At 72.3% G+C, this 17164-nt stretch carries 18 protein-coding genes; 12 read left to right on the top strand and 6 right to left on the bottom strand.

Going from position 1 to position 17164, the window contains the following annotated elements; all coding sequences use genetic code 11:
* Positions 1-38: 38 nt before the first annotated feature.
* Positions 39-1973: a BCCT family transporter gene (locus ABD230_RS10635; protein WP_344372994.1), complete on the top strand. Its 1935-nt coding sequence runs from the start codon at positions 39-41 to the stop codon at positions 1971-1973.
* A 59-nt stretch (positions 1974-2032) separates the two neighbouring features.
* Complete coding sequence (locus ABD230_RS10630) at positions 2033-2662, top strand: MarC family protein (protein WP_344372992.1); 630 nt, start codon at positions 2033-2035, stop codon at positions 2660-2662.
* 40 nt (positions 2663-2702) lie between these two features.
* Here the strand turns inward: ABD230_RS10630 and ABD230_RS10625 are convergent, their stop codons facing one another.
* The 4 genes from ABD230_RS10625 to ABD230_RS10610 all read right to left on the bottom strand — a co-directional run bounded on the left by ABD230_RS10625 (position 2703) and on the right by ABD230_RS10610 (position 4981).
* Entirely contained in the window at positions 2703-3566 is an 864-nt protein-coding gene (locus ABD230_RS10625; RefSeq protein ID WP_344372987.1) for a PhzF family phenazine biosynthesis protein, read from the bottom strand.
* A gap of 86 nt (positions 3567-3652) precedes the next feature.
* A complete protein-coding gene (locus tag ABD230_RS10620; RefSeq protein WP_344372983.1) occupies positions 3653-4084 on the bottom strand; it encodes a VOC family protein in 432 nt (143 codons plus the stop codon).
* Between the two features lie 37 nt (positions 4085-4121).
* On the bottom strand, positions 4122-4607 hold the full coding sequence (locus ABD230_RS10615; protein WP_344372980.1) for an SRPBCC family protein: 486 nt from the start codon (positions 4605-4607) through the stop codon (positions 4122-4124).
* Positions 4604-4981, bottom strand: a complete 378-nt coding sequence (locus ABD230_RS10610) for an ArsR/SmtB family transcription factor (RefSeq protein ID WP_344372977.1) — start codon at positions 4979-4981, stop codon at positions 4604-4606. The genes ABD230_RS10615 and ABD230_RS10610 overlap by 4 nt, the downstream gene beginning before the upstream one ends.
* A gap of 146 nt (positions 4982-5127) precedes the next feature.
* Here ABD230_RS10610 and ABD230_RS10605 point away from each other — a divergent pair, with 146 nt between their 5' ends.
* From ABD230_RS10605 to ABD230_RS10585, 5 genes are all read left to right on the top strand, one after another.
* Complete coding sequence (locus ABD230_RS10605) at positions 5128-5556, top strand: VOC family protein (protein WP_344372974.1); 429 nt, start codon at positions 5128-5130, stop codon at positions 5554-5556.
* Positions 5557-5696: 140 nt separating this feature from the next.
* Positions 5697-6017 carry a DUF7882 family protein gene (locus tag ABD230_RS10600; protein ID WP_344372971.1) on the top strand — a complete coding sequence of 107 codons (321 nt, stop codon included), beginning with the start codon at positions 5697-5699 and terminating at the stop codon, positions 6015-6017.
* Between the two features lie 140 nt (positions 6018-6157).
* A complete protein-coding gene (locus tag ABD230_RS10595) occupies positions 6158-6970 on the top strand; it encodes a sulfite exporter TauE/SafE family protein (RefSeq protein WP_344372968.1) in 813 nt (270 codons plus the stop codon).
* Positions 6967-7308 (top strand): DUF2510 domain-containing protein, encoded by a 342-nt coding sequence (locus ABD230_RS10590; RefSeq protein WP_344372965.1) that lies wholly within the window; start codon positions 6967-6969, stop codon positions 7306-7308. The genes ABD230_RS10595 and ABD230_RS10590 overlap by 4 nt, the downstream gene beginning before the upstream one ends.
* 24 nt (positions 7309-7332) lie before the next feature.
* A complete protein-coding gene (locus tag ABD230_RS10585; RefSeq protein ID WP_344372962.1) occupies positions 7333-7863 on the top strand; it encodes a GNAT family N-acetyltransferase in 531 nt (176 codons plus the stop codon).
* Between the two features lie 18 nt (positions 7864-7881).
* On the opposite strand, the gene ABD230_RS10580 is transcribed toward ABD230_RS10585, so the two are convergent.
* Together ABD230_RS10580 and ABD230_RS10575 are read right to left on the bottom strand one after the other, a co-directional pair.
* Entirely contained in the window at positions 7882-9147 is a 1266-nt protein-coding gene (locus ABD230_RS10580; RefSeq protein ID WP_344372959.1) for an RNA polymerase sigma factor, read from the bottom strand.
* Positions 9144-9527, bottom strand: a complete 384-nt coding sequence (locus ABD230_RS10575) for a YciI family protein (RefSeq protein WP_344372956.1) — start codon at positions 9525-9527, stop codon at positions 9144-9146. The genes ABD230_RS10580 and ABD230_RS10575 overlap by 4 nt, the downstream gene beginning before the upstream one ends.
* 254 nt (positions 9528-9781) lie before the next feature.
* Between ABD230_RS10575 and ABD230_RS10570 the strand changes: the two genes are divergently transcribed.
* The 5 genes from ABD230_RS10570 to ABD230_RS10550 all read left to right on the top strand — a co-directional run bounded on the left by ABD230_RS10570 (position 9782) and on the right by ABD230_RS10550 (position 17163).
* The gene (locus ABD230_RS10570) at positions 9782-9955 is read left to right on the top strand and encodes a CsbD family protein (RefSeq protein WP_344372952.1); all 174 of its coding nucleotides are present in this window, start codon (positions 9782-9784) and stop codon (positions 9953-9955) included.
* A 216-nt stretch (positions 9956-10171) separates the two neighbouring features.
* Complete coding sequence (locus ABD230_RS10565; RefSeq protein ID WP_344372948.1) at positions 10172-11905, top strand: ABC transporter ATP-binding protein; 1734 nt, start codon at positions 10172-10174, stop codon at positions 11903-11905.
* Positions 11902-14064, top strand: a complete 2163-nt coding sequence (locus ABD230_RS10560; protein WP_344372945.1) for an ABC transporter ATP-binding protein — start codon at positions 11902-11904, stop codon at positions 14062-14064. Before ABD230_RS10565 ends, ABD230_RS10560 begins: the two co-directional genes overlap by 4 nt.
* A gap of 85 nt (positions 14065-14149) precedes the next feature.
* Positions 14150-15502 carry an MFS transporter gene (locus ABD230_RS10555; RefSeq protein ID WP_344372941.1) on the top strand — a complete coding sequence of 451 codons (1353 nt, stop codon included), beginning with the start codon at positions 14150-14152 and terminating at the stop codon, positions 15500-15502.
* A 200-nt stretch (positions 15503-15702) separates the two neighbouring features.
* Positions 15703-17163 carry a maltokinase N-terminal cap-like domain-containing protein gene (locus tag ABD230_RS10550; RefSeq protein WP_344372937.1) on the top strand — a complete coding sequence of 487 codons (1461 nt, stop codon included), beginning with the start codon at positions 15703-15705 and terminating at the stop codon, positions 17161-17163.
* The last annotated feature ends 1 nt before the right edge of the window (position 17164 follow it).

Genomic DNA, 17164 nt, shown 5'->3' with positions numbered 1-17164 from the left:
GCGTATCGTGAAGGAGCATGGACGGGACGCCGACGACCATGCCCACCGATCCGGACGACCGCCGACGGCTGCGACTGCCGAAGACGAGCATCGAACGCTGGGTGTTCTGGCCCGCCGCGATCGTCGTGCTCGCGTTCAGCGCGTTCGCCCTGCTGGCGCCGCACCTCGCCGAGGCGTTCTTCGGCGCGGTGCAGGCGTCGATCGTCAACGCGTTCAACTGGTACTACGTGCTGATCGCCGCGTTCTTCGTCGCGTTCAGCCTCTTCGTCGGGTTCAGTCGCTTCGGCGACATCCGCCTCGGGGAGGACGACGAGAAGCCGGAGTTCTCGCTCGGCGCATGGTTCTCGCTGCTCTTCGCCGCGGGCATGGGCATCGGGCTCGTCTTCTACGGCGCCAGCGAGCCGCTCAGCCACTTCGTCTCGCCGCGGCCCGGCGTCGCGGGCACGCCCGAACAGCTCGCCCAGTCCGCCCTCAGCCAGACCTACCTGCACTGGGGCATCCACGCCTGGTCGATCTACGTCGTCGTCGGGCTCGGGCTCGCCTACGCGATCCACCGGCGCAAGCGCCCGATCTCGATCCGCTGGACGCTCGAGCCGCTGCTCGGACGGCGCGTGCGCGGCGCATGGGGCAACGTGATCGACGTCGTGGCCCTCGCCGGCACGCTGTTCGGCGTGGCCACCTCGCTCGGCCTCGGCGTGCTGCAGATCAGCGCCGGCCTCGACGCCGCGGGCATCGCCGAGCCGAACGAGACGACGCAGGTGGTCATCATCCTCGTCATCACGGTCTTCGTGCTCGCGTCCGTGCTCTCGGGCGTCACCCGCGGCATGAAGTGGCTGTCGTCGACGAACCTCGTGCTGGCCGGCATCCTCGTGCTGTTCATGCTGGTCTTCGGGCAGACCGAGTTCCTGCTGCGCGAGTTCGTGCAGTCCATCGGCGCGTACATCCAGAACTTCATCGGCCTCTCGTTCAACGTCAGCGCCTTCCAGGGCGCCGACGGCGAGTCGTGGCAGGCGTCGTGGACGTCGTTCTACTGGGGCTGGTGGATCTCGTGGGCGCCCTTCGTCGGGATCTTCATCGCGCGCATCTCCCGCGGCCGCACCGTCCGGCAGTTCGTCGCGGGCGTGATCATCGTGCCGACGCTGATCGGCATCCTCTGGTTCAGCGTGCTCGGCGGCTCCGCGCTCTACCTCGAGCTCACCGACCCGGGCAGCCTCGTCGGGGCCGACGGCGCGGTCGACGTCGAGGGCACGCTGTTCGCCCTGCTCGACTTCTTCCCGGCATCCACCGTGCTGACGTTCGGGGTCATCCTCCTCATCACGATCTTCTTCGTGACGTCGTCCGACTCCGGCGCCCTCGTCATGGGCATGCTCGCGACCGGCGGGCAGATCAACCCGCGCAAGTGGGTCCGCACCTTCTTCACCCTGACCACCGCCCTGCTCGCCATCTCGCTGCTGCTCACCGGCGGCCTCCGGGCGCTGCAGACGGCGGCGATCATCATCGCCCTGCCGTTCAGCGTGGTCATGCTGCTCATCTGCTGGTCGACGATCATCGCGTTCAGCCGCGAGCGTCGCGCCTACGAGCTCGCCCGGCGCGCGCAGTTCGTCGACCAGATCGGCGAGTACTACGGGCTCGAGGTCGAGGGTCCGCTCGTCGAGGGCGCCATGGGGCGCGGACCGAGGTGGGCGCGCCAGCTCGGGCGGCGGTTCGGCCTGCGGCGCGACCTGCCCACCACACCGGTGCCGAAGGTGCCCGGAGCCGCGACCCCGTTGCCGGCGGCGCTCACCCACGTCGACGACGAGCGTCCGCCGCGACACGCCACCCAGCGCGCCATGGAGTCGCTGAATGCGGAACCGGGCGGCGTGGCGACCGAGGACGTCGACGAGATCGTCGACCATGATCCCCGGGCGCGCGGCGACGTCGAGGAGGTCCCCGACCGGACCACCGACGACGACGGGCGCGATCCACTGCACTGACCGACGACCCGCCGCCGGCGCGGCGCGAACCGGCCCGAGGGCCGACCCGAGGAGGCGACGTGAGCACGGTCGAGATCTACGTCCAGGCGTTCATCGCGATCTTCATGATCGTGAACCCGATCGACCCGGTGAAGATCGTGATCTTCAACGACGTGGTCGAGCGGCAGGGGCTCGCGCGCCGTGCCGCAGCGCTCCGGGTCGCGATCGTCGTCTTCGGCATCCTCGCGGTGAGCGCCCTCGTCGGCCGCGAGCTGCTGCAGCTCATCGGGATCGACCTCGGCGCGTTCGGCGTGGTGGGCGGCCTGATCGTGGCGGCCATGGGCGTCGAGATGCTCTACGGCGGCGCGCCGAGCCGCGCGCAGGGCGGCAGGGAGGCGGAGCGGCGCCCCGCCGACGAGAACGGACTGGTGCTGCCGCTCGCCACGCCGCTCATGGCGGGGCCCGGCGGGATCACGACGGTCATCGCCGTCTCGACGTTCCAGGACGGCTGGACGAGCCTCCTCGCCGCGCTCGTCGGGGTGGCGGTGGTCAGCGTGCTGGTCTTCGTCGGCTTCGCGTTCCTCGGGGGTGCCTTCTCGCGCCTGAGCGCCTCCGCCGCGGCCATGCTGACCCGGTTCGGCGGACTGCTGCTCGCGACGATCGGCGTCCAGCTCGCGCTCAGCGGGCTCCGCACGTTCTACGGCTTCTAGGCGCGTCGGCCGGGCTCGGCACGGCACCCCGACCCGCGCATCAGCCGATCGGGACCGCGGATCCGCTCACCACGATCCCGCCGCGCTCCGGGATGTCGACGACGAGCTCGCTGGGCCGGCCGACGTGGCGGCCCTGCGCGATCACGACCCGGGCGGGCGGGGTCACGGCGCCGAGCGCGCGCAGGTACCCGCCGACCGCCGCGGCGGCCGCGCCGGTGGCCGGATCCTCGACGATGGCGCCGACCGGGAAGATGTTGCGGGCCTCGAACCGCAGGCGGCCGTCGGGGCCGTCGTCGAGGCGGTGCAGCACGGTGATCGTGGCCGGCCAGCCGTGCTCGTCCATGAGCGCGCGCGCCCGGGCCGGGTCGAACGAGACGCCGTCGAACGCCGCCCCATCCGCGACCACGAGCACCGGGTGCCGGTTGCCCGCGAACGAGATCCGGGGCGGATGCCGCTCGTCGAGCGCATCGGCGTCGAGCCCGACCAGGTCGAGCAACTCGTCGAGCACGTGCTCGGGCATCGGCTCGAGGCGCGGCTCGACGCTCGTGAACGACGCGACGAGGCGGCCGGCGGTCCGGGTCGTCTCCATCGGCACCTCGCCGACCGGCGTCGCGAACCGCACGCGGCCGGGCCCGTCGCGCTCGGCGAGCGCGATCGCCGTCGCCACCGTCGCGTGCCCGCAGAACGGCACCTCGGCGATCGGGGAGAAGTAGCGGATGTCGCGCACGCCGTCGTGCTCGCCCGTGACGAACGCCGTCTCGGCGTAGCCGACCTCCGCGGCGATGCGCAGCATCTCGGCATCGCCGAGCCCGGCGGCGTCGAGCACGATCCCGGCGGGGTTGCCCCCGTCGGGATCGTGCGTGAAGGCGGCGTAGCGGAGGACGTGCGGCGACGGATCGGTCATGCTCCCATGCTCGCTCCCGGCGGGGCCTCCGTCGCGGTCCGATCGGGGATCGGTGGCCTGCCGGCCTGCCCCTCGTGCCGCCCGGGTCAGTCCTCGCCGAAGCGACCCCGGGCCTCGACCGGGATGAGCGGCCGCTCGCCCCGCGCACGGATCTCCTGCACGGCCCACGTGTTGCCGTCGGGGTCGGCGAAGCCGAAGAAGGTGCCGCCGTCGCGTGGGTCGATGACCTGGACGGGACCCGCGTCGACCCCGCGCTCCACGAGCTCGGCGCGCGCGGCCTCGGCGTCGGCGACGACGAGCTGCACGCCCTTGAGCGACCCCGGGGCCATCTCGTTCTGCGCCGGCAGGGTGCCGAGCACGATCGAGCAGCCCGATCCGCGGGGGGTCAGCTGCGCGAAGCGGTGCTCGCCGGCGTGCGTGTCGTGGTCGAGCTCGAAGCCCACGCGATCGCGGTAGAACGCGATCGCGCGGTCCAGGTCGCTCACCGGGACGATCAGGACCTCGAGGGTCCAGTCCATGGTCCTGCTCCTTGCCGTCGTCCGAGTCGCCTGGTGGTCAGGCCGCGAGGATCGCGTCGAGCCGGGCGTAGCCCTCGGTGACGCCCTTCGCCATGCCGTGCTCGACCATGGCGTCGCGCGCCTCGAGCGTCGGGTAGACCGCGTGGCCGCGCACGCGGGTGCGGCCGTCGCCGAGGTCCTCGAAGGTCATCGACTCGATGCTGACGATGTCGGGCGCACCCTCGAACTCGAAGGTCTGGACCGCGAACTCGTTCTCGCGGACCGAGTGGAACGTGCCGTTGAACGCCCAGTGGTTGCCCTCGGGATCGATGTGGACGTAGCGGTAGCCGCCCTGGGGGCGGAAGTCCCAGCGCTCCACGCGCATCTCGTAGCCGTCCGGGCCGAGCCACTGCCGGACCTTGTCGGGGTCGCGGTGCGCGTCGAACACGGCGGCGACGGGCGCGTCGAACTCGCGCTCGATGTCGACGTAGGGCAGGCCCTCGGGGGCCTCGATGGTGACGGGGTTGGTGGTGTCGGTGGTCATGATGATCGCTGCTCCGGGTCGGATGCCGCGGCGGCGTCGCCGTCGGCGGCGGTGGTGAGCAGCGCGTCGAGTCGACGGAATCGCTGCTCGGCGATGAGGCGGTACCGGTCGATCCACTCGGTGAGCGTCTCGAGCGCGGCCGCGTCGAGGTGCACGGGGCGACGCTGCGCGACGCGGCTCCGGGTGACGAGTCCGGCGGACTCGAGCACCTGGATGTGCTTCGACACCCCCTGCGTGGTGATGTCGAACGGTTCGGCGAGTTCGGTCACGGTCGCCGGCCCTCGGCTGAGCCGGGCGACGATGCGACGGCGCACCGGATCGGCCAGGGCCATGAAGGCCCGGTCGAGCCGGTCATCGGCCTCCGTCGCATCCATTGTTCAACCAATCGCTTTATCAACTAGATGGTTGTTAACATACGCCCGGGTCGATCCCCCGTCAAGACCCGTGACGAACGTCGGCGGACGGGAGCAGGATCTGCCGTGCGGGGCACTCGCCCCGCCCTCACGATCCAGGAGACGCCATGTCCGTCACGCTCAACCCGTACCTCAGCTTCCGCGACCAGGCCCGCGAGGCGATGGAGTTCTACCAGTCGGTGCTCGGCGGCGATCTCACGCTGAGCACGTTCGCCGAGTTCGGCATGGGCGACGAGGGCGTCGAGGCCGACAAGATCATGCACGGCCAGCTCACGGCCGAGCACCTCACGCTGATGGGCGCGGACACCCCCAACGAGATGCCGTTCGAGACCGGCACGAACTTCGCCGTCTCGCTGAGCGGCGGCGGGGAGGACGAGGCCACGCTCCGCGACTACTGGGAGGGCCTCGCCGACGGCGGCCGGGTCGTCATGCCGCTCGAGCGAGCACCCTGGGGCGATGCGTTCGGCATGCTCACCGACAAGTACGGCGTGCAGTGGATGGTGAACATCGGACAGGCCCAGCCGGAGCAGGCCTGACCGCGGGGTCGCCGGGCGGTATCCGCTATCGGAACGGACCCGGCGAGAATTTCACTAGACGATCTAGTAACTAGGTAATCTGTCCTCACCGAACTTCACCAACGGCCGCGATCCGCTGCCGGGACCGACGGAGGGACACGATGGGACGACTCGCCTACGGCATCGACGGGCACCACTACGAGATCGACGACACCACCCTGCGGCATCTCCGCGCGGCCATCATCGCCAAGCTGCGCCGCCGCGAGCCCTTCGCACTGACGCTGCACGGGCCCACCCCCGAGGGCATCGCCGAGACGCTGTGGCTGCAGCCGTCGATCCCGTTGCGGTTCGTCTTCGAGACCGCGGACTCCGGCGAACTCGACCGCGACCGCCTCGAACGGCTCGTCGCGGCCGCCAACTCCGCGGGCGGAATGCACGTCGAACTCGAGGTCGCCCAGCCCTCCCTGGCGCTCGCAGGATAGCCACGGCACGGCTCCCGGGGCCACGGGCGACGATCACCCCGTGGCTCCGGGTCCTCCGGCCGTCGCGCCCGCGCACCCGACGTGCAACGTGGGCACTGCTCCCCGTCGGCACCGCGCGGGCGCGCCGCTAGAGTGACCGGGTGCCGACCCCCGACGCCGTCCCCTCCGCACCCGACCGCCCCGCGACCTGGCGCCTCGCCGTCGTCGGCATCCTCGGGGGACTCCTCAGCGGGCTCTTCGGCGTCGGCGGCGGCATCGTCATGGTGCCGCTGCTGATCCTCCTGGCCGGCATGGACCAGCGACGGGCGTCGGCCACGTCCCTCGCCGCCATCGTCCCGACCGCGCTCGCGGGTTCGATCGCCTACCTCGTCAACGGGCAGGTCGACCTGCTCGCGGCCCTCCTCGTGGCCCTCGGCGGCATCGTCGGCGGATGGATCGGCGCGACGCTCCTCGCCCGCCTCCCGCTCGAGTGGCTCCGCTGGCTGTTCATCGCGCTCCTCGTGGTGGTCGCGATCCGGCTCGCCCTCGGCTCCCCCGACCGCGCCGCCGACCCGGTCCCCCTCGAGCCCGGCCCCGCGCTCGGCCTCGTCGCCCTCGGGCTCGTGGTCGGCATCGCGTCCGGGATGTTCGGCGTCGGCGGTGGGCTCATCATGGTTCCGGCCTTCATCACGCTCTTCGGGCTCGGCGACCTCATCGCGAAAGGCACCTCGCTCGTCGCCATGATCCCGACCGCGGTGAGCGGGTCCACGAGGAACGTGCGGGGTGGGCTCGTCGACCTCCGCTCCGCGATCGTCGTGGGCATCGCAGCCACGCTCGCCGCGCTTCCCGGCGTGGCGCTCGCGTTCCTGATCCCGCCCGTCGTCGGCGCGTGGCTGTTCGCAGCGCTGCTGATCGTCGCCGCCGTCCAGCTGTCGGTCCGGGCCGTCCGCGCTCGACGCGCACGGCCCGCGTGAGCCCGGTCCCTCCGCTCGCCGCGGGCTGGCATCCCGACCCGGGCGAGCCGGCACTGCTGCGCTACTGGGACGGCTCGGGCTGGACGCCGCACACCGCGTCCGGCGGATCGTCGACGGCCGAGGCGCACCGGACGATGCCGTTCCCGCCGCATCGCGGCCGGCACGCGCCCACCCCGCCGGGCGACGACCGTGCCGAGCACACCACCGTGCCCGATCGCCCGCCGCCAGCGGGCGAGGAGGTCGCCCGACCGCACGGACTGGCCGTGGCCGGTGCGATCACGGCCGCCGTCTCCCTCGTCGTGGCGTGCGCGGCCCTCGGCGTCGCACTCGCGTCCTGAGCCGTCGTCGAGCAGGATCGACGCATGACCGACGAGTTCCCGCCGCGGCTCGACGCCGACCCGCGCCATCCGTCGCTGGTGTTCCGCCGAGCCGAGGTCCGCGACCACGCCCGGGTGGTCGGGGTCATCGGACCGTGGTGGGAGCGCCCCGGCACCGAGCGGCTCGCGATGCTGCTGCCGCGACTCTTCTTCCAGCACTTCGCCGACACGTCGACGGTCGTCGAGGACGAGCGGGGCGAGCTCGCGGGGTTCCTCATCGGCTTCCGCTCGCAGTCGCAGCCCGAGGTCGCGTACGTCCACTTCGTCGGGGTGCGCCCGGACCAGCGTCGGACCGGGCTCGCCCGCGTGCTCTACGAGCGCTTCTTCGAGGCCATGCGTGCCCGCGGATGCCGCCGCGTCGACGCGATCACCGGGCCCGCGAACGTTCGCTCGCAGGACTTCCACCGGTCGATGGGATTCGAGCTCACCGGCGACACCGTGATCGACGCCGTGCCCGCGTGGCGCGACTACGACGGGCCCGGCGAGCACCGGGTCGGGTTCACGCGGGCCCTGTAGGCGGCGGCCGGCGACGCCTCAGCCGCCCGGCTTGCCCTCGAGGTACCGGCGCTCGGTCGCGTTGAGCGCGAGCCTGGCCGCCTCGGCGAACCCGGCCCGGGCCTCGTCGTCGCGCCCCGCCCGCTCGAGCAGGTGGGCGCGCACGGCCCGCACCCGGAAGTGCTCGGCGAGCGCCGGCTCCAGCGCGACCGTCTCGAGTTCGCGGAGTGCGGCATCCGGTCCGTCGACCATCGCCAGGGCCACGACCCAGCCGAGCTCCACCATCGGCCCGGGCCCGATCCGTCGCAGCAGCTCGTAGAGCGCGAGCACCTGCGGCCAGTCGGTGTCGTCGGTCGAGGGCGCCTCGTCGTGGAGCGCCGCGATCGCGGCCTGCAGCTGGTACGGGCCGGGACCGCCCGACGCGAGCGCGTGCTCGACGAGCGCCGTGCCCTCCGCGATGAGGTCCCGGCGCCAGAGCGAGCGGTCCTGCTCGTCGAGCGGGACGAGCTCGGGCGGTCCGCCGGGGCCCGCCGGCCGCAGTCGTGCGGGACGTCGTGCGTCGGTGAGCAGCATCAGCGCGAGCAGCCCGTCGGTCTCGGCCCGCCACGGCGCGTCCGCGGCGGTCGCCTCGCGCAGCATCCGCGTCAGCCGGACGGCCTCGGCGGAGAGGTCCGCCCGCGCGAGCGACGCCCCCGCACTGGCCGTATGCCCCTCCGTGTACATCAGGTGCAGCACCTGCCGGACCGCGGCCATGCGGTCGGGCAGCTCGGCGGCGTCGGGCACGCGGAAGCGGGCGCCGCCGGCCCGCAGCCGGTACTTCGCACGCGAGATCCGCTGGGCGACCGTCGCCTCGGGCACGAGGAGTCCGCGCGCGATCTCCGCCGTCGTGAGCCCGCCGACCGCGCGCAGCGTCAGGGCGAGCTGTGCGGGCCGCCCGAGCGACGGATGGCAGCACAGCACGAAGAGCGCAAGGGAGTCGTCGCGCGAGGCGGCGACCCCGGCGCGGTCGGGGTCCACCGGGTCGAGCGCGGCGTCGCGGTCCTCGCGCGCACGACGCGCCGCATCGCGGCGGACCGCGTCGACCCATCGACGATGGCCGACGGACACGAGCCACGCCCGCGGGCTCGACGGCACGCCGTCCCGCGGCCACTGCTCCGCGGCGGCGATCAGGGCCTCCTGGACGGCGTCCTCCGCGGCGTCGAAGTCGCCGATGCGCCGGGCGAGCACCGCGAGCGCCGAGGGGGCGGCCTCGCGCAGCATCCGCTCGATGCCGCGCGCCCGCTCCCCCGGCGCGACGCGGGTCACGCGACCGAGGCGTCCGCGGCGGCGTCCTGCGCCAGGATCGGGGTGATCACGATGCCGCCCCACTGCGCCTCGGGCAGCCGTGCCCCGATCTCGAGCGCGCGGTCGAAGGAGGCCACGTCGACGAGGTAGTACCCGCTCAGGAACTCCTTCGTCTCGGGCAGCGGCGCATCGCTCGCGACGGGTCCGTGGTCGCCGACCGTCACCGTGCGGACGGTCTCGGGGTCGGCCAGCTGCTCGGCGTCGACGAGCTCGCCGGACTCCTGCAGGTCGCGCACGAGGCCCGTGTAGATCGCCATGCTCGCGGTGAGCTGCTCGGGCGTGAACGAGCGCCAGGCCGCCTGCCACTCGGGGTTGGACTTGATCAGAATGAGGTACTTCACGATTCGCTCCTCGCCGGTCGGAAACGGGGGCGACGCTCGCTCCCACCAGTATGTCGAGGCCGGCCCGGCGTTCTCGACACCCCTCGCGGATCGGTGCGCGCCGGCCCGTCGGACGAGGGTCCGCCTCCGCGATCGGAAATAGCAGAGGCATTCCCGTCTGACAAGGGCTGTCGCCCGATCCGAGGCGCTGCGTAACGTGGCCGTCGACGTCGCACCCGAACCGCGCGACGCATCGATCGGAGGGGGGCCCGCACATGGGTGGAACCGACAAGATCGGCAACAAGGCCGAGGAGCTCAAGGGCGAAGCCAAGGAGGCCGCCGGCAAGGCGACCGACGACGAGCGACTCGAGGCCGAGGGCCGCGGCGACCAGGCCAAGGCCAACCTCAAGCAGGCCGGCGAGAACGTGAAGGACGCCTTCCGCTCGTAACGGCCACGGACTGATGGGGCGCGCATCGCGGGGGTGCGCGTCCCATCATCATGTCCGGGGATTCCGCCCTCAGCGATATCCCCCTCGGGATGCATGTCGGTGGCGCGCGATTGGATGGAGACTTGTCGGGCGCGAACCGCGACCCGGCAGTGCGCCTCGCCGTGCGAACCGATCGCGCACCTCATCCATCCCTACCCTCGCCGTGGAGATCGCATCATGCTCGGCAGACTCCTGTTCCGCTATCTCAGGCCGTACGCGTGGCTCCTCGCGGGCGTCCTGCTGTTCCAGTTCCTGTCGGTGCTCGCGACGCTCTACCTCCCGAGCCTGAACGCCGACATCATCGACGAGGGCGTCTCGAAGGGCGACACCGCCTACATCTGGTCGACCGGCAGCTTCATGCTCGCGATCTCGCTCGGGCAGATCACCTGCGCGATCGTCGCCACCTACTTCGCGGCGAAGGCCGCCATGCGCGTGGGCCGCGACCTCCGCAACGACATCTTCGACAAGGTCAGCGCCTTCAGCGAGCGCGAGGTCTCGCACTTCGGCCCCGGCTCGCTCATCACCCGCAACACCAACGACGTGCAGCAGGTGCAGATGCTCGCCATGACCGGCGCGACCATGCTCGTGAGCGCGCCGCTCATGGCGGTCGGCGGCGTCATCATGGCGCTGCGACAGGACGCCACGCTGAGCTGGCTGATCTGGGTGTCGGTGCTCACCATCCTCGTGGTCGCGGGCCTCGTCATCAGCCGCATGGTGCCGCTCTTCCGCAACTACCAGAAGCGGCTCGACGCCGTGAACCGCGTGCTGCGCGAGCAGCTGACCGGCATCCGCGTGGTCCGCGCCTTCGTGCGCGAGCCGATCGAGCAGGAGCGCTTCGAGGGCGCCAACCACGGCATCATGGACGTCGGCCGCCGGGTCGGCACGCTGTTCATCACGCTGTTCCCGCTCTTCATGCTCGTGCTCAACGTCACCGTCGTCGGCGTCATCTGGTTCGGCGCGATCGAGGTCGACGGCGGCACCGTGCAGGTCGGCACGCTGTTCGCGTTCATGCAGTACGTCGGCGTCATCCTCGGCGGCGTGCTCATGGCCGCCTTCACGACCATCATGATCCCGCGTGCGGCGGTCTCCGCCGAGCGCATCGGCGAGGTCCTGGCGGCCGAGACCACGCTCCCGCGGCCCGCGTCGCCGGTCTCCGAGTTCCCGACCCCGGGCACCGTCGAGTTCCGCGACGTCGCCTTCGCCTACCCCGGCGCGGAGCACGCCGTCGTCGCCGGCGTGAGCTTCCGCGCCGAGCCCGGTGAGACCGTCGCGATCGTCGGGTCCACGGGCGCGGGCAAGACCACGCTCGTCTCGCTCGTGCCGCGGCTCTTCGACGTGACCGGGGGCGCGGTCCTCGTGAACGGCACCGACGTCCGCGAGGCCGACCTCGACGCGCTCTGGCAGACCATCGGCCTCGTGCCGCAGCGACCGTTCCTGTTCGCCGGCACCGTCGCCTCGAACCTGCGCTTCGGGCGCGAGGAGGCCACCGACGAGGAACTCTGGCACGCGCTCGAGATCGCCCAGGGGCGCGACTTCGTCGCCGCCATGGAGGGCGGGCTCGACGCGCGCATCGCGCAGGGCGGCACCAACGTGTCCGGCGGGCAGCGCCAGCGGCTCGCGATCGCGCGCGCCATCGTGCACCGGCCGGAGGTCCTCGTGTTCGACGACTCGTTCTCGGCGCTCGACCTCACGACCGATGCGAGGTTGCGGCAGGCGCTCTGGCGCGAGCTGCCGGAGGTGACCAAGGTCGTCGTCGCGCAGCGCGTCTCGACCATCACCGACGCCGACCGCATCGTCGTGCTCGAGGACGGCCGCGTGGTCGGCCTCGGCCGGCACGACGAACTCGTCGAGACCTGCCAGACGTACCGCGAGATCGTCGAATCCCAGCTCGGAGTGGAGGCCCAGGCATGAGCCGCGAGAACGGCACCCCGAACGGCCGCCGCGCCGCCCGCGGTCGTGGGCGCGCCGCCACGGCGGTCGCGAACGCCGCCGAGCCCACCCTCGAGGAGCTGGAGGAGCAGCAGCTCGCCGAGGAGGCGCGCATCAACTCCGGCACGTGGAACTCGGTCGCGCCCGGCAAGGCGTCCGACTTCGGCCGCAGCTTCCGGCGCATGCTCGGACTGCTCGCGCCGTGGAAGTGGTCGTTCGCGTTCGTGTCGCTGCTCGGCGCCCTCGGCGTGGTGCTGACCGTCATCGCGCCCAAGGTCCTCGGCGAGGCGACCAACGTCATCTTCGAGGGGTGGATCTCGCTGCAGCTGCCCGCGGGCGTGACGCAGGAACAGGTCGTCGAGCAGCTGCGGGCGTCCGGCCAGGACGACCTGGCCAACATCGTCGGCGCCGCGACGCTGACGCCCGGCGAGGGCATCGACTTCGTGCGCCTCAGCCAGCTCATCGTGATCGTGCTGATGCTCTACGTGGTCGCGTCGATCCTGTCGTGGATCCAGGGCTACGTGATCAACGTGATCATGGTCCGCGCCATGTACGGCCTGCGCGAGCAGGTCGAGGCGAAGGTCCACCGGCTGCCGCTCAGCTACTTCGACCGCACGCAGCGCGGCGAGCTCATCTCGCGCGTGACGAACGACATCGACAACATCACGCAGACGATGCAGCAGTCGCTCTCGAGCGCACTCACGAGCATCCTCACCGTGATCGGCGTGCTGGTCATGATGTTCTCGATCTCGTGGCAGCTCTCGCTGGTGGCGCTCGTCGCCCTGCCGCTCATGGCCGTGATCTTCGGCGTCATCGGTCCGAAGTCCCAGGCCGCGTTCGGCATCCAGTGGAAGAAGGTCGGCCGCCTGAACGCCCGCGTCGAGGAGTCGTTCTCGGGCCACGCGCTCGTCAAGGTCTTCGGCCGCGAGCGCGACGCGAGCGAGAAGTTCCGCGACGAGAACGAGGAGCTCTACGACGCCGCGTTCAAGGCGCAGTTCCTGGCGGGCGTGATCATGCCCGGCATGCAGTTCGTCGGCAACCTCACGTACGTCGGCATCGCCGTCCTCGGCGGGCTCATGGTCGCCGGCGGGCAGCTCCGGCTCGGCGACGTGCAGGCGTTCATCCAGTACTCGCAGCAGTTCACCCAGCCGCTCTCGCAGCTCGGCGGCATGGCCGCGGTCGTCCAGTCCGGCACGGCGTCGGCCGAGCGCGTGTTCGAGCTGCTCGACGCCGAGGAGGAGGAGGCCGACGCCGCCGATGCGCCCGCACCGGTCGACGGCCGCGGGGTCATCGAGTTCGAGCACGTGTCGTTCTCGTACACGCCCGACCGTCCGCTCATCCGCGACCTGTCGTTCCGCGTCGAGCCCGGCCAGACGGTCGCGATCGTCGGCCCGACCGGCGCCGGCAAGACGACCCTCGTGAACCTCGTCATGCGGTTCTACGAGCTCGACGGGGGCCGCATCCTCATCGACGGCCAGGACATCGCCGAGCTCACGCGCCACGACGTCCGCGCCCGCACCGGCATGGTCCTGCAGGACCCGTGGCTGTTCGGCGGCAGCATCCGCGAGAACATCCGGTACGGCCGACAGGACGCGACCGACGACGAGCTCGTGGCCGCGGCGAAGGCGACCTACGTCGATCGGTTCGTGCACTCGCTCCCCGAGGGCTACGACACCGTGCTCGACGAGGACGCCTCGAACGTCTCCGCCGGTGAGAAGCAGCTCATCACGATCGCGCGCGCATTCGTGGCGCAGCCGAGCGTGCTGATCCTCGACGAGGCGACGAGCTCGGTCGACACCCGCACCGAGCTGCTGCTGCAGCACGCGATGGCGGCACTGCGACAGGGCCGGACCTCGTTCGTCATCGCGCACCGCCTCTCCACGATCCGCGACGCCGACCTCATCCTCGTGATGGAGCACGGCGACATCGTGGAGCAGGGCACGCACGACGAGCTCATCGACGCGAAGGGCGCCTACTACCGGCTCTACAACTCGCAGTTCGAGCAGGCGGCCTACGACGTCGACGCCGAACTCGCGATGGAGGCCGAGGCGGCCGTCGGCACGCCGACCGGTTCGATCGAGGCGATCGACGACGGCGCCGCCTTCGGCGGCGGCGCGACCGAGGGCGCCCCGCTGGGCTGAGGTCGCGGTTCGGGCGAGGGGCGGGTGCCGTGCGGCATCCGCCCCTCGTCGTCGGCGGGACGTGGAGGGGTACCCTCGAAGGGCTGTGACGACCCCGACCCCGCTCCCCCTCGCCCCGACCTGGCGGCTCTGGCTGGTGTGGGGCGTCGGCGTCGCGGCCTACATCGTCTCCGTGACGAACCGGTCGTCGCTGTCGGCGGTCGGCGTCGACGCGGCGGTGCGATTCGACGCCGACGCGTCGACCCTGTCGATGTTCGCCGTGATCCAGCTCGCCGTGTACGGCGGCATGCAGATCCCCGTCGGCCTGCTGCTCGACCGGTTCGGCGCACGCCCGATCATCACCGCAGGAATGGCGGTCATGGCGGTTGGCCAGCTCGTGCTCGCCTTCGCGCCCGATGTCGGCTGGGCGATCTTCGCTCGCATGCTCCTCGGCGCCGGCGACGCGGCCGTCTTCCCGAGCGTGCTGCGCGTCATCGCCGTGTGGTTCCCCGAACGGCGGGCACCGCTCATGGTGCAGCTCACGGGGCTGATCGGCCAGTCGGGGCAGATCCTCGCCGTGCTGCCGCTCGCGGCGCTGCTGCACGCGACGACGTGGTCGATCGCGTTCGGCTCCCTCGCCGGGCTCGGGGTGCTGTTCACGGTGCTCACCTTCGCGGTCATCCGGAACCGCCCGCCGGGCCGCATCGAGGACGTCTCGGTCGACACCGTCACCGGCGCCATCCACGTCGTGCGGTCCTCCGCGGACCTGCGCCAGGGCTTCCGGGAGTCGTGGGCGCACCCCGGCACGCGGCTGGCGTTCTGGTCGCACTTCACGACCCCGTTCTCGGGCACCGCCTTCGTGCTGCTCTGGGGCTTCCCGTTCCTCACCGTCGGCGAGGGCCTGACGCCCGCGATGGCCTCGCTGCTGTTCACCGTCTACGTGGTGTTCGGCATCCTCGTCGGCCCGGTCATCGGGGCGCTCTCGACGCGCCACCCGACCCGGCGGTCGCGCCTGCTCGTGCTGCCCGTGATCGCGATCCAGGCGCTCGCGTGGCTCGCCGTCATCCTCTGGCCGGGCCCGTCGCCGCTCTGGCTGCTGTTCGTGCTCGCCTTCGCGATGAGCACCGGCGGCCCCGGCTCGATGATCGGCTTCGACCACGCGCGCACCTTCAATCCGAGCCACCGGCTCAGCACGGCGACGGGAATCACGAACGTCGGCGGCTTCCTCGCCGCGCTGCTCGCGATCCTGCTCATCGGCATCGCGATGGACGCGCAGGGCGCGGGCACGCCCGACACCTACTCGCTGGAGGCGTTCCGCATCGCGTTCCTCACCCAGGTGCCGCTGTGGCTGCTCGGCGCGCTGTTCATCGTGATCGAGCGGCGCCGGACGCGGATCCACATCGGCCTCGACGAGCCGCGCTCGCGCCGCCGCGACCGCGGCACCGACCGCCTGCTCTAGCGTCGTGCGGCGGTGCGCCGGCGCCCCCGCACCGCGCCGTTCGGACGGAATCGGGCGGGACTGCGCGCGCGGCGGCGCCGCATTCCGTCCGAACGGCGGTCCTGGGGGGCGGAGCAGGGCGGCGGATGTCGCGCCCCGTCCGGGGGCCACGCGGCGCGTGCTGCCTCGACGACACCCACCGGCGGCAATATCGTTCAGGCATGGACAGCGCGATGGCCGCGATCGCGGCGTGGATGCCCGCGCAGCGCTGGTTCGCCGGGAAGGGGCACGCGCCAGTGCTGCGCCGGATCGGGGCATGGGAGCTGCCGGTCGCCGAGCCGGGGGTCCGCGCGCTCTCGCTGCTCGTGATGGACGATGGCGCCGAGCCGCCTGTGCTGTACCAGGTGCCGGTGGTCGAACGCGCCGACGGCGGCAGCGCCGACGAGCACCTGATCGGCGTCCTGGACGACGGCACGCACCTGATCGACGGTCCGCACGACCCCGCGTTCACCGGCGCCCTGCTCGACCTGATCCGCGCTGGCGGACGGGCGGTCGCGCACGGCGCGACCGCGATGGGCCATCCGTCCGCCCTCCGCGCGGGTGACTCCGACGCCCCGGCCGGTGCGACCGCGCGCGTGCCGGCGAGCGTGCTCGGCGGCGAGCAGTCCAACACGTCGATCGTGTACCGCCCCGTCGGCGAGGCGCCCGTGATCTGCAAGGTGTTCCGACAGCTTCACCACGGCGACAACCCGGATGTCACGCTGCAGACCGCGCTCGGCGTCGCCGGGTCTCCGCACATCCCGCCGGTCGTGGGCGATGTGCTCGGCGAATGGGACGACGTGGGCCGCGCCGAGGGCCGCGCACGCGGCCACCTCGCGTTCGCACAGGAGTTCCTGCCGGGCGTCGAGGACGCGTGGCGGGTGGCGCTGCTCGCGGCGGCGAACGGGCAGGACTTCGCCGACGAGGCCCGGGCTCTCGGGGCGGCCGTCGCCGAGGTCCATCTCGGCCTGCGCGGGGCGTTCGAGCATGCCCCGGCCTCCGACGAGCTCATCGCCGCGGTGACGGGCGCCTGGCGGCGTCGCCTGGCGATCGCCGTGGCCGAGGTGCCGGAGCTCGAGCCGCAGCGCGCGGCGATCGAAGCCTTCTACGAGCGCGCCGAGGCGGGCGCCTGGCCGGACCTGCAGCGCGTGCACGGCGACCTGCACCTCGGCCAGGTCATCCTCGCTCCCGACCGCGGCTGGTTCCTGCTCGACTTCGAGGGCGAGCCCATGCGCCCGATGGCCGAGCGCCGCAGTCCCGACCTGCCGGTGCGCGACGTCGCCGGCATGCTCCGGTCGTTCGACTACGTCGCCGGCGCGACCGAGCTGCTGCACCCCGAGCAGGCGGCGGAGGCCCGGGCCTGGACGGCCTCCGCACGGCAGGCGTTCGTCGACGGCTACGTCGCGGCATCCGGCATGGACCTCACCGTGTACCGCGACCTGCTCGCCGCCTTCGAGCTCGACAAGGCCGTGTACGAGGCGATCTACGAGACGCGCAACCGTCCCCACTGGGCGCCGATCCCGCTGCGCGCGATCGCGCACCTCATCGAGGCGGGCCCGCTGGAGGCGTCGACGGATGCCGCGGGCGCGCCGCAAGCGGGCGGGACGGCACCGGACGCGACGGCCGCCGACGCACCCGCGTAGC

It is taken from the genome of Agromyces tropicus (assembly GCF_039531345.1).
In the GTDB taxonomy this organism is placed as follows: Bacteria; Actinomycetota; Actinomycetes; order Actinomycetales; family Microbacteriaceae; genus Agromyces; species Agromyces tropicus.
The sequence above is the reverse complement of the archived record's forward strand: the minus strand, read 5'-3'. Positions and strand labels throughout refer to the sequence as shown.

Excerpts from the sequence above, each read along its gene's own strand:
- ABD230_RS10570 (WP_344372952.1), top strand. The coding sequence starts at position 9,782 with ATGGGTGGAACCGACAAGATCGGCAACAAGGCCGAGGAGCTCAAGGGC.
- ABD230_RS10615 (WP_344372980.1), bottom strand. The coding sequence starts at position 4,607 with ATGACCACCGACACCACCAACCCCGTCACCATCGAGGCCCCCGAGGGC.
- ABD230_RS10585 (WP_344372962.1), top strand. The coding sequence starts at position 7,333 with ATGACCGACGAGTTCCCGCCGCGGCTCGACGCCGACCCGCGCCATCCG.
- ABD230_RS10560 (WP_344372945.1), top strand. The coding sequence starts at position 11,902 with ATGAGCCGCGAGAACGGCACCCCGAACGGCCGCCGCGCCGCCCGCGGT.
- ABD230_RS10565 (WP_344372948.1), top strand. The coding sequence starts at position 10,172 with ATGCTCGGCAGACTCCTGTTCCGCTATCTCAGGCCGTACGCGTGGCTC.
- ABD230_RS10635 (WP_344372994.1), top strand. The coding sequence starts at position 39 with ATGCCCACCGATCCGGACGACCGCCGACGGCTGCGACTGCCGAAGACG.
- ABD230_RS10610 (WP_344372977.1), bottom strand. The coding sequence starts at position 4,981 with ATGGATGCGACGGAGGCCGATGACCGGCTCGACCGGGCCTTCATGGCC.
- ABD230_RS10605 (WP_344372974.1), top strand. The coding sequence starts at position 5,128 with ATGTCCGTCACGCTCAACCCGTACCTCAGCTTCCGCGACCAGGCCCGC.
- ABD230_RS10550 (WP_344372937.1), top strand. The coding sequence starts at position 15,703 with ATGGACAGCGCGATGGCCGCGATCGCGGCGTGGATGCCCGCGCAGCGC.
- ABD230_RS10625 (WP_344372987.1), bottom strand. The coding sequence starts at position 3,566 with ATGACCGATCCGTCGCCGCACGTCCTCCGCTACGCCGCCTTCACGCAC.
- ABD230_RS10600 (WP_344372971.1), top strand. The coding sequence starts at position 5,697 with ATGGGACGACTCGCCTACGGCATCGACGGGCACCACTACGAGATCGAC.
- ABD230_RS10620 (WP_344372983.1), bottom strand. The coding sequence starts at position 4,084 with ATGGACTGGACCCTCGAGGTCCTGATCGTCCCGGTGAGCGACCTGGAC.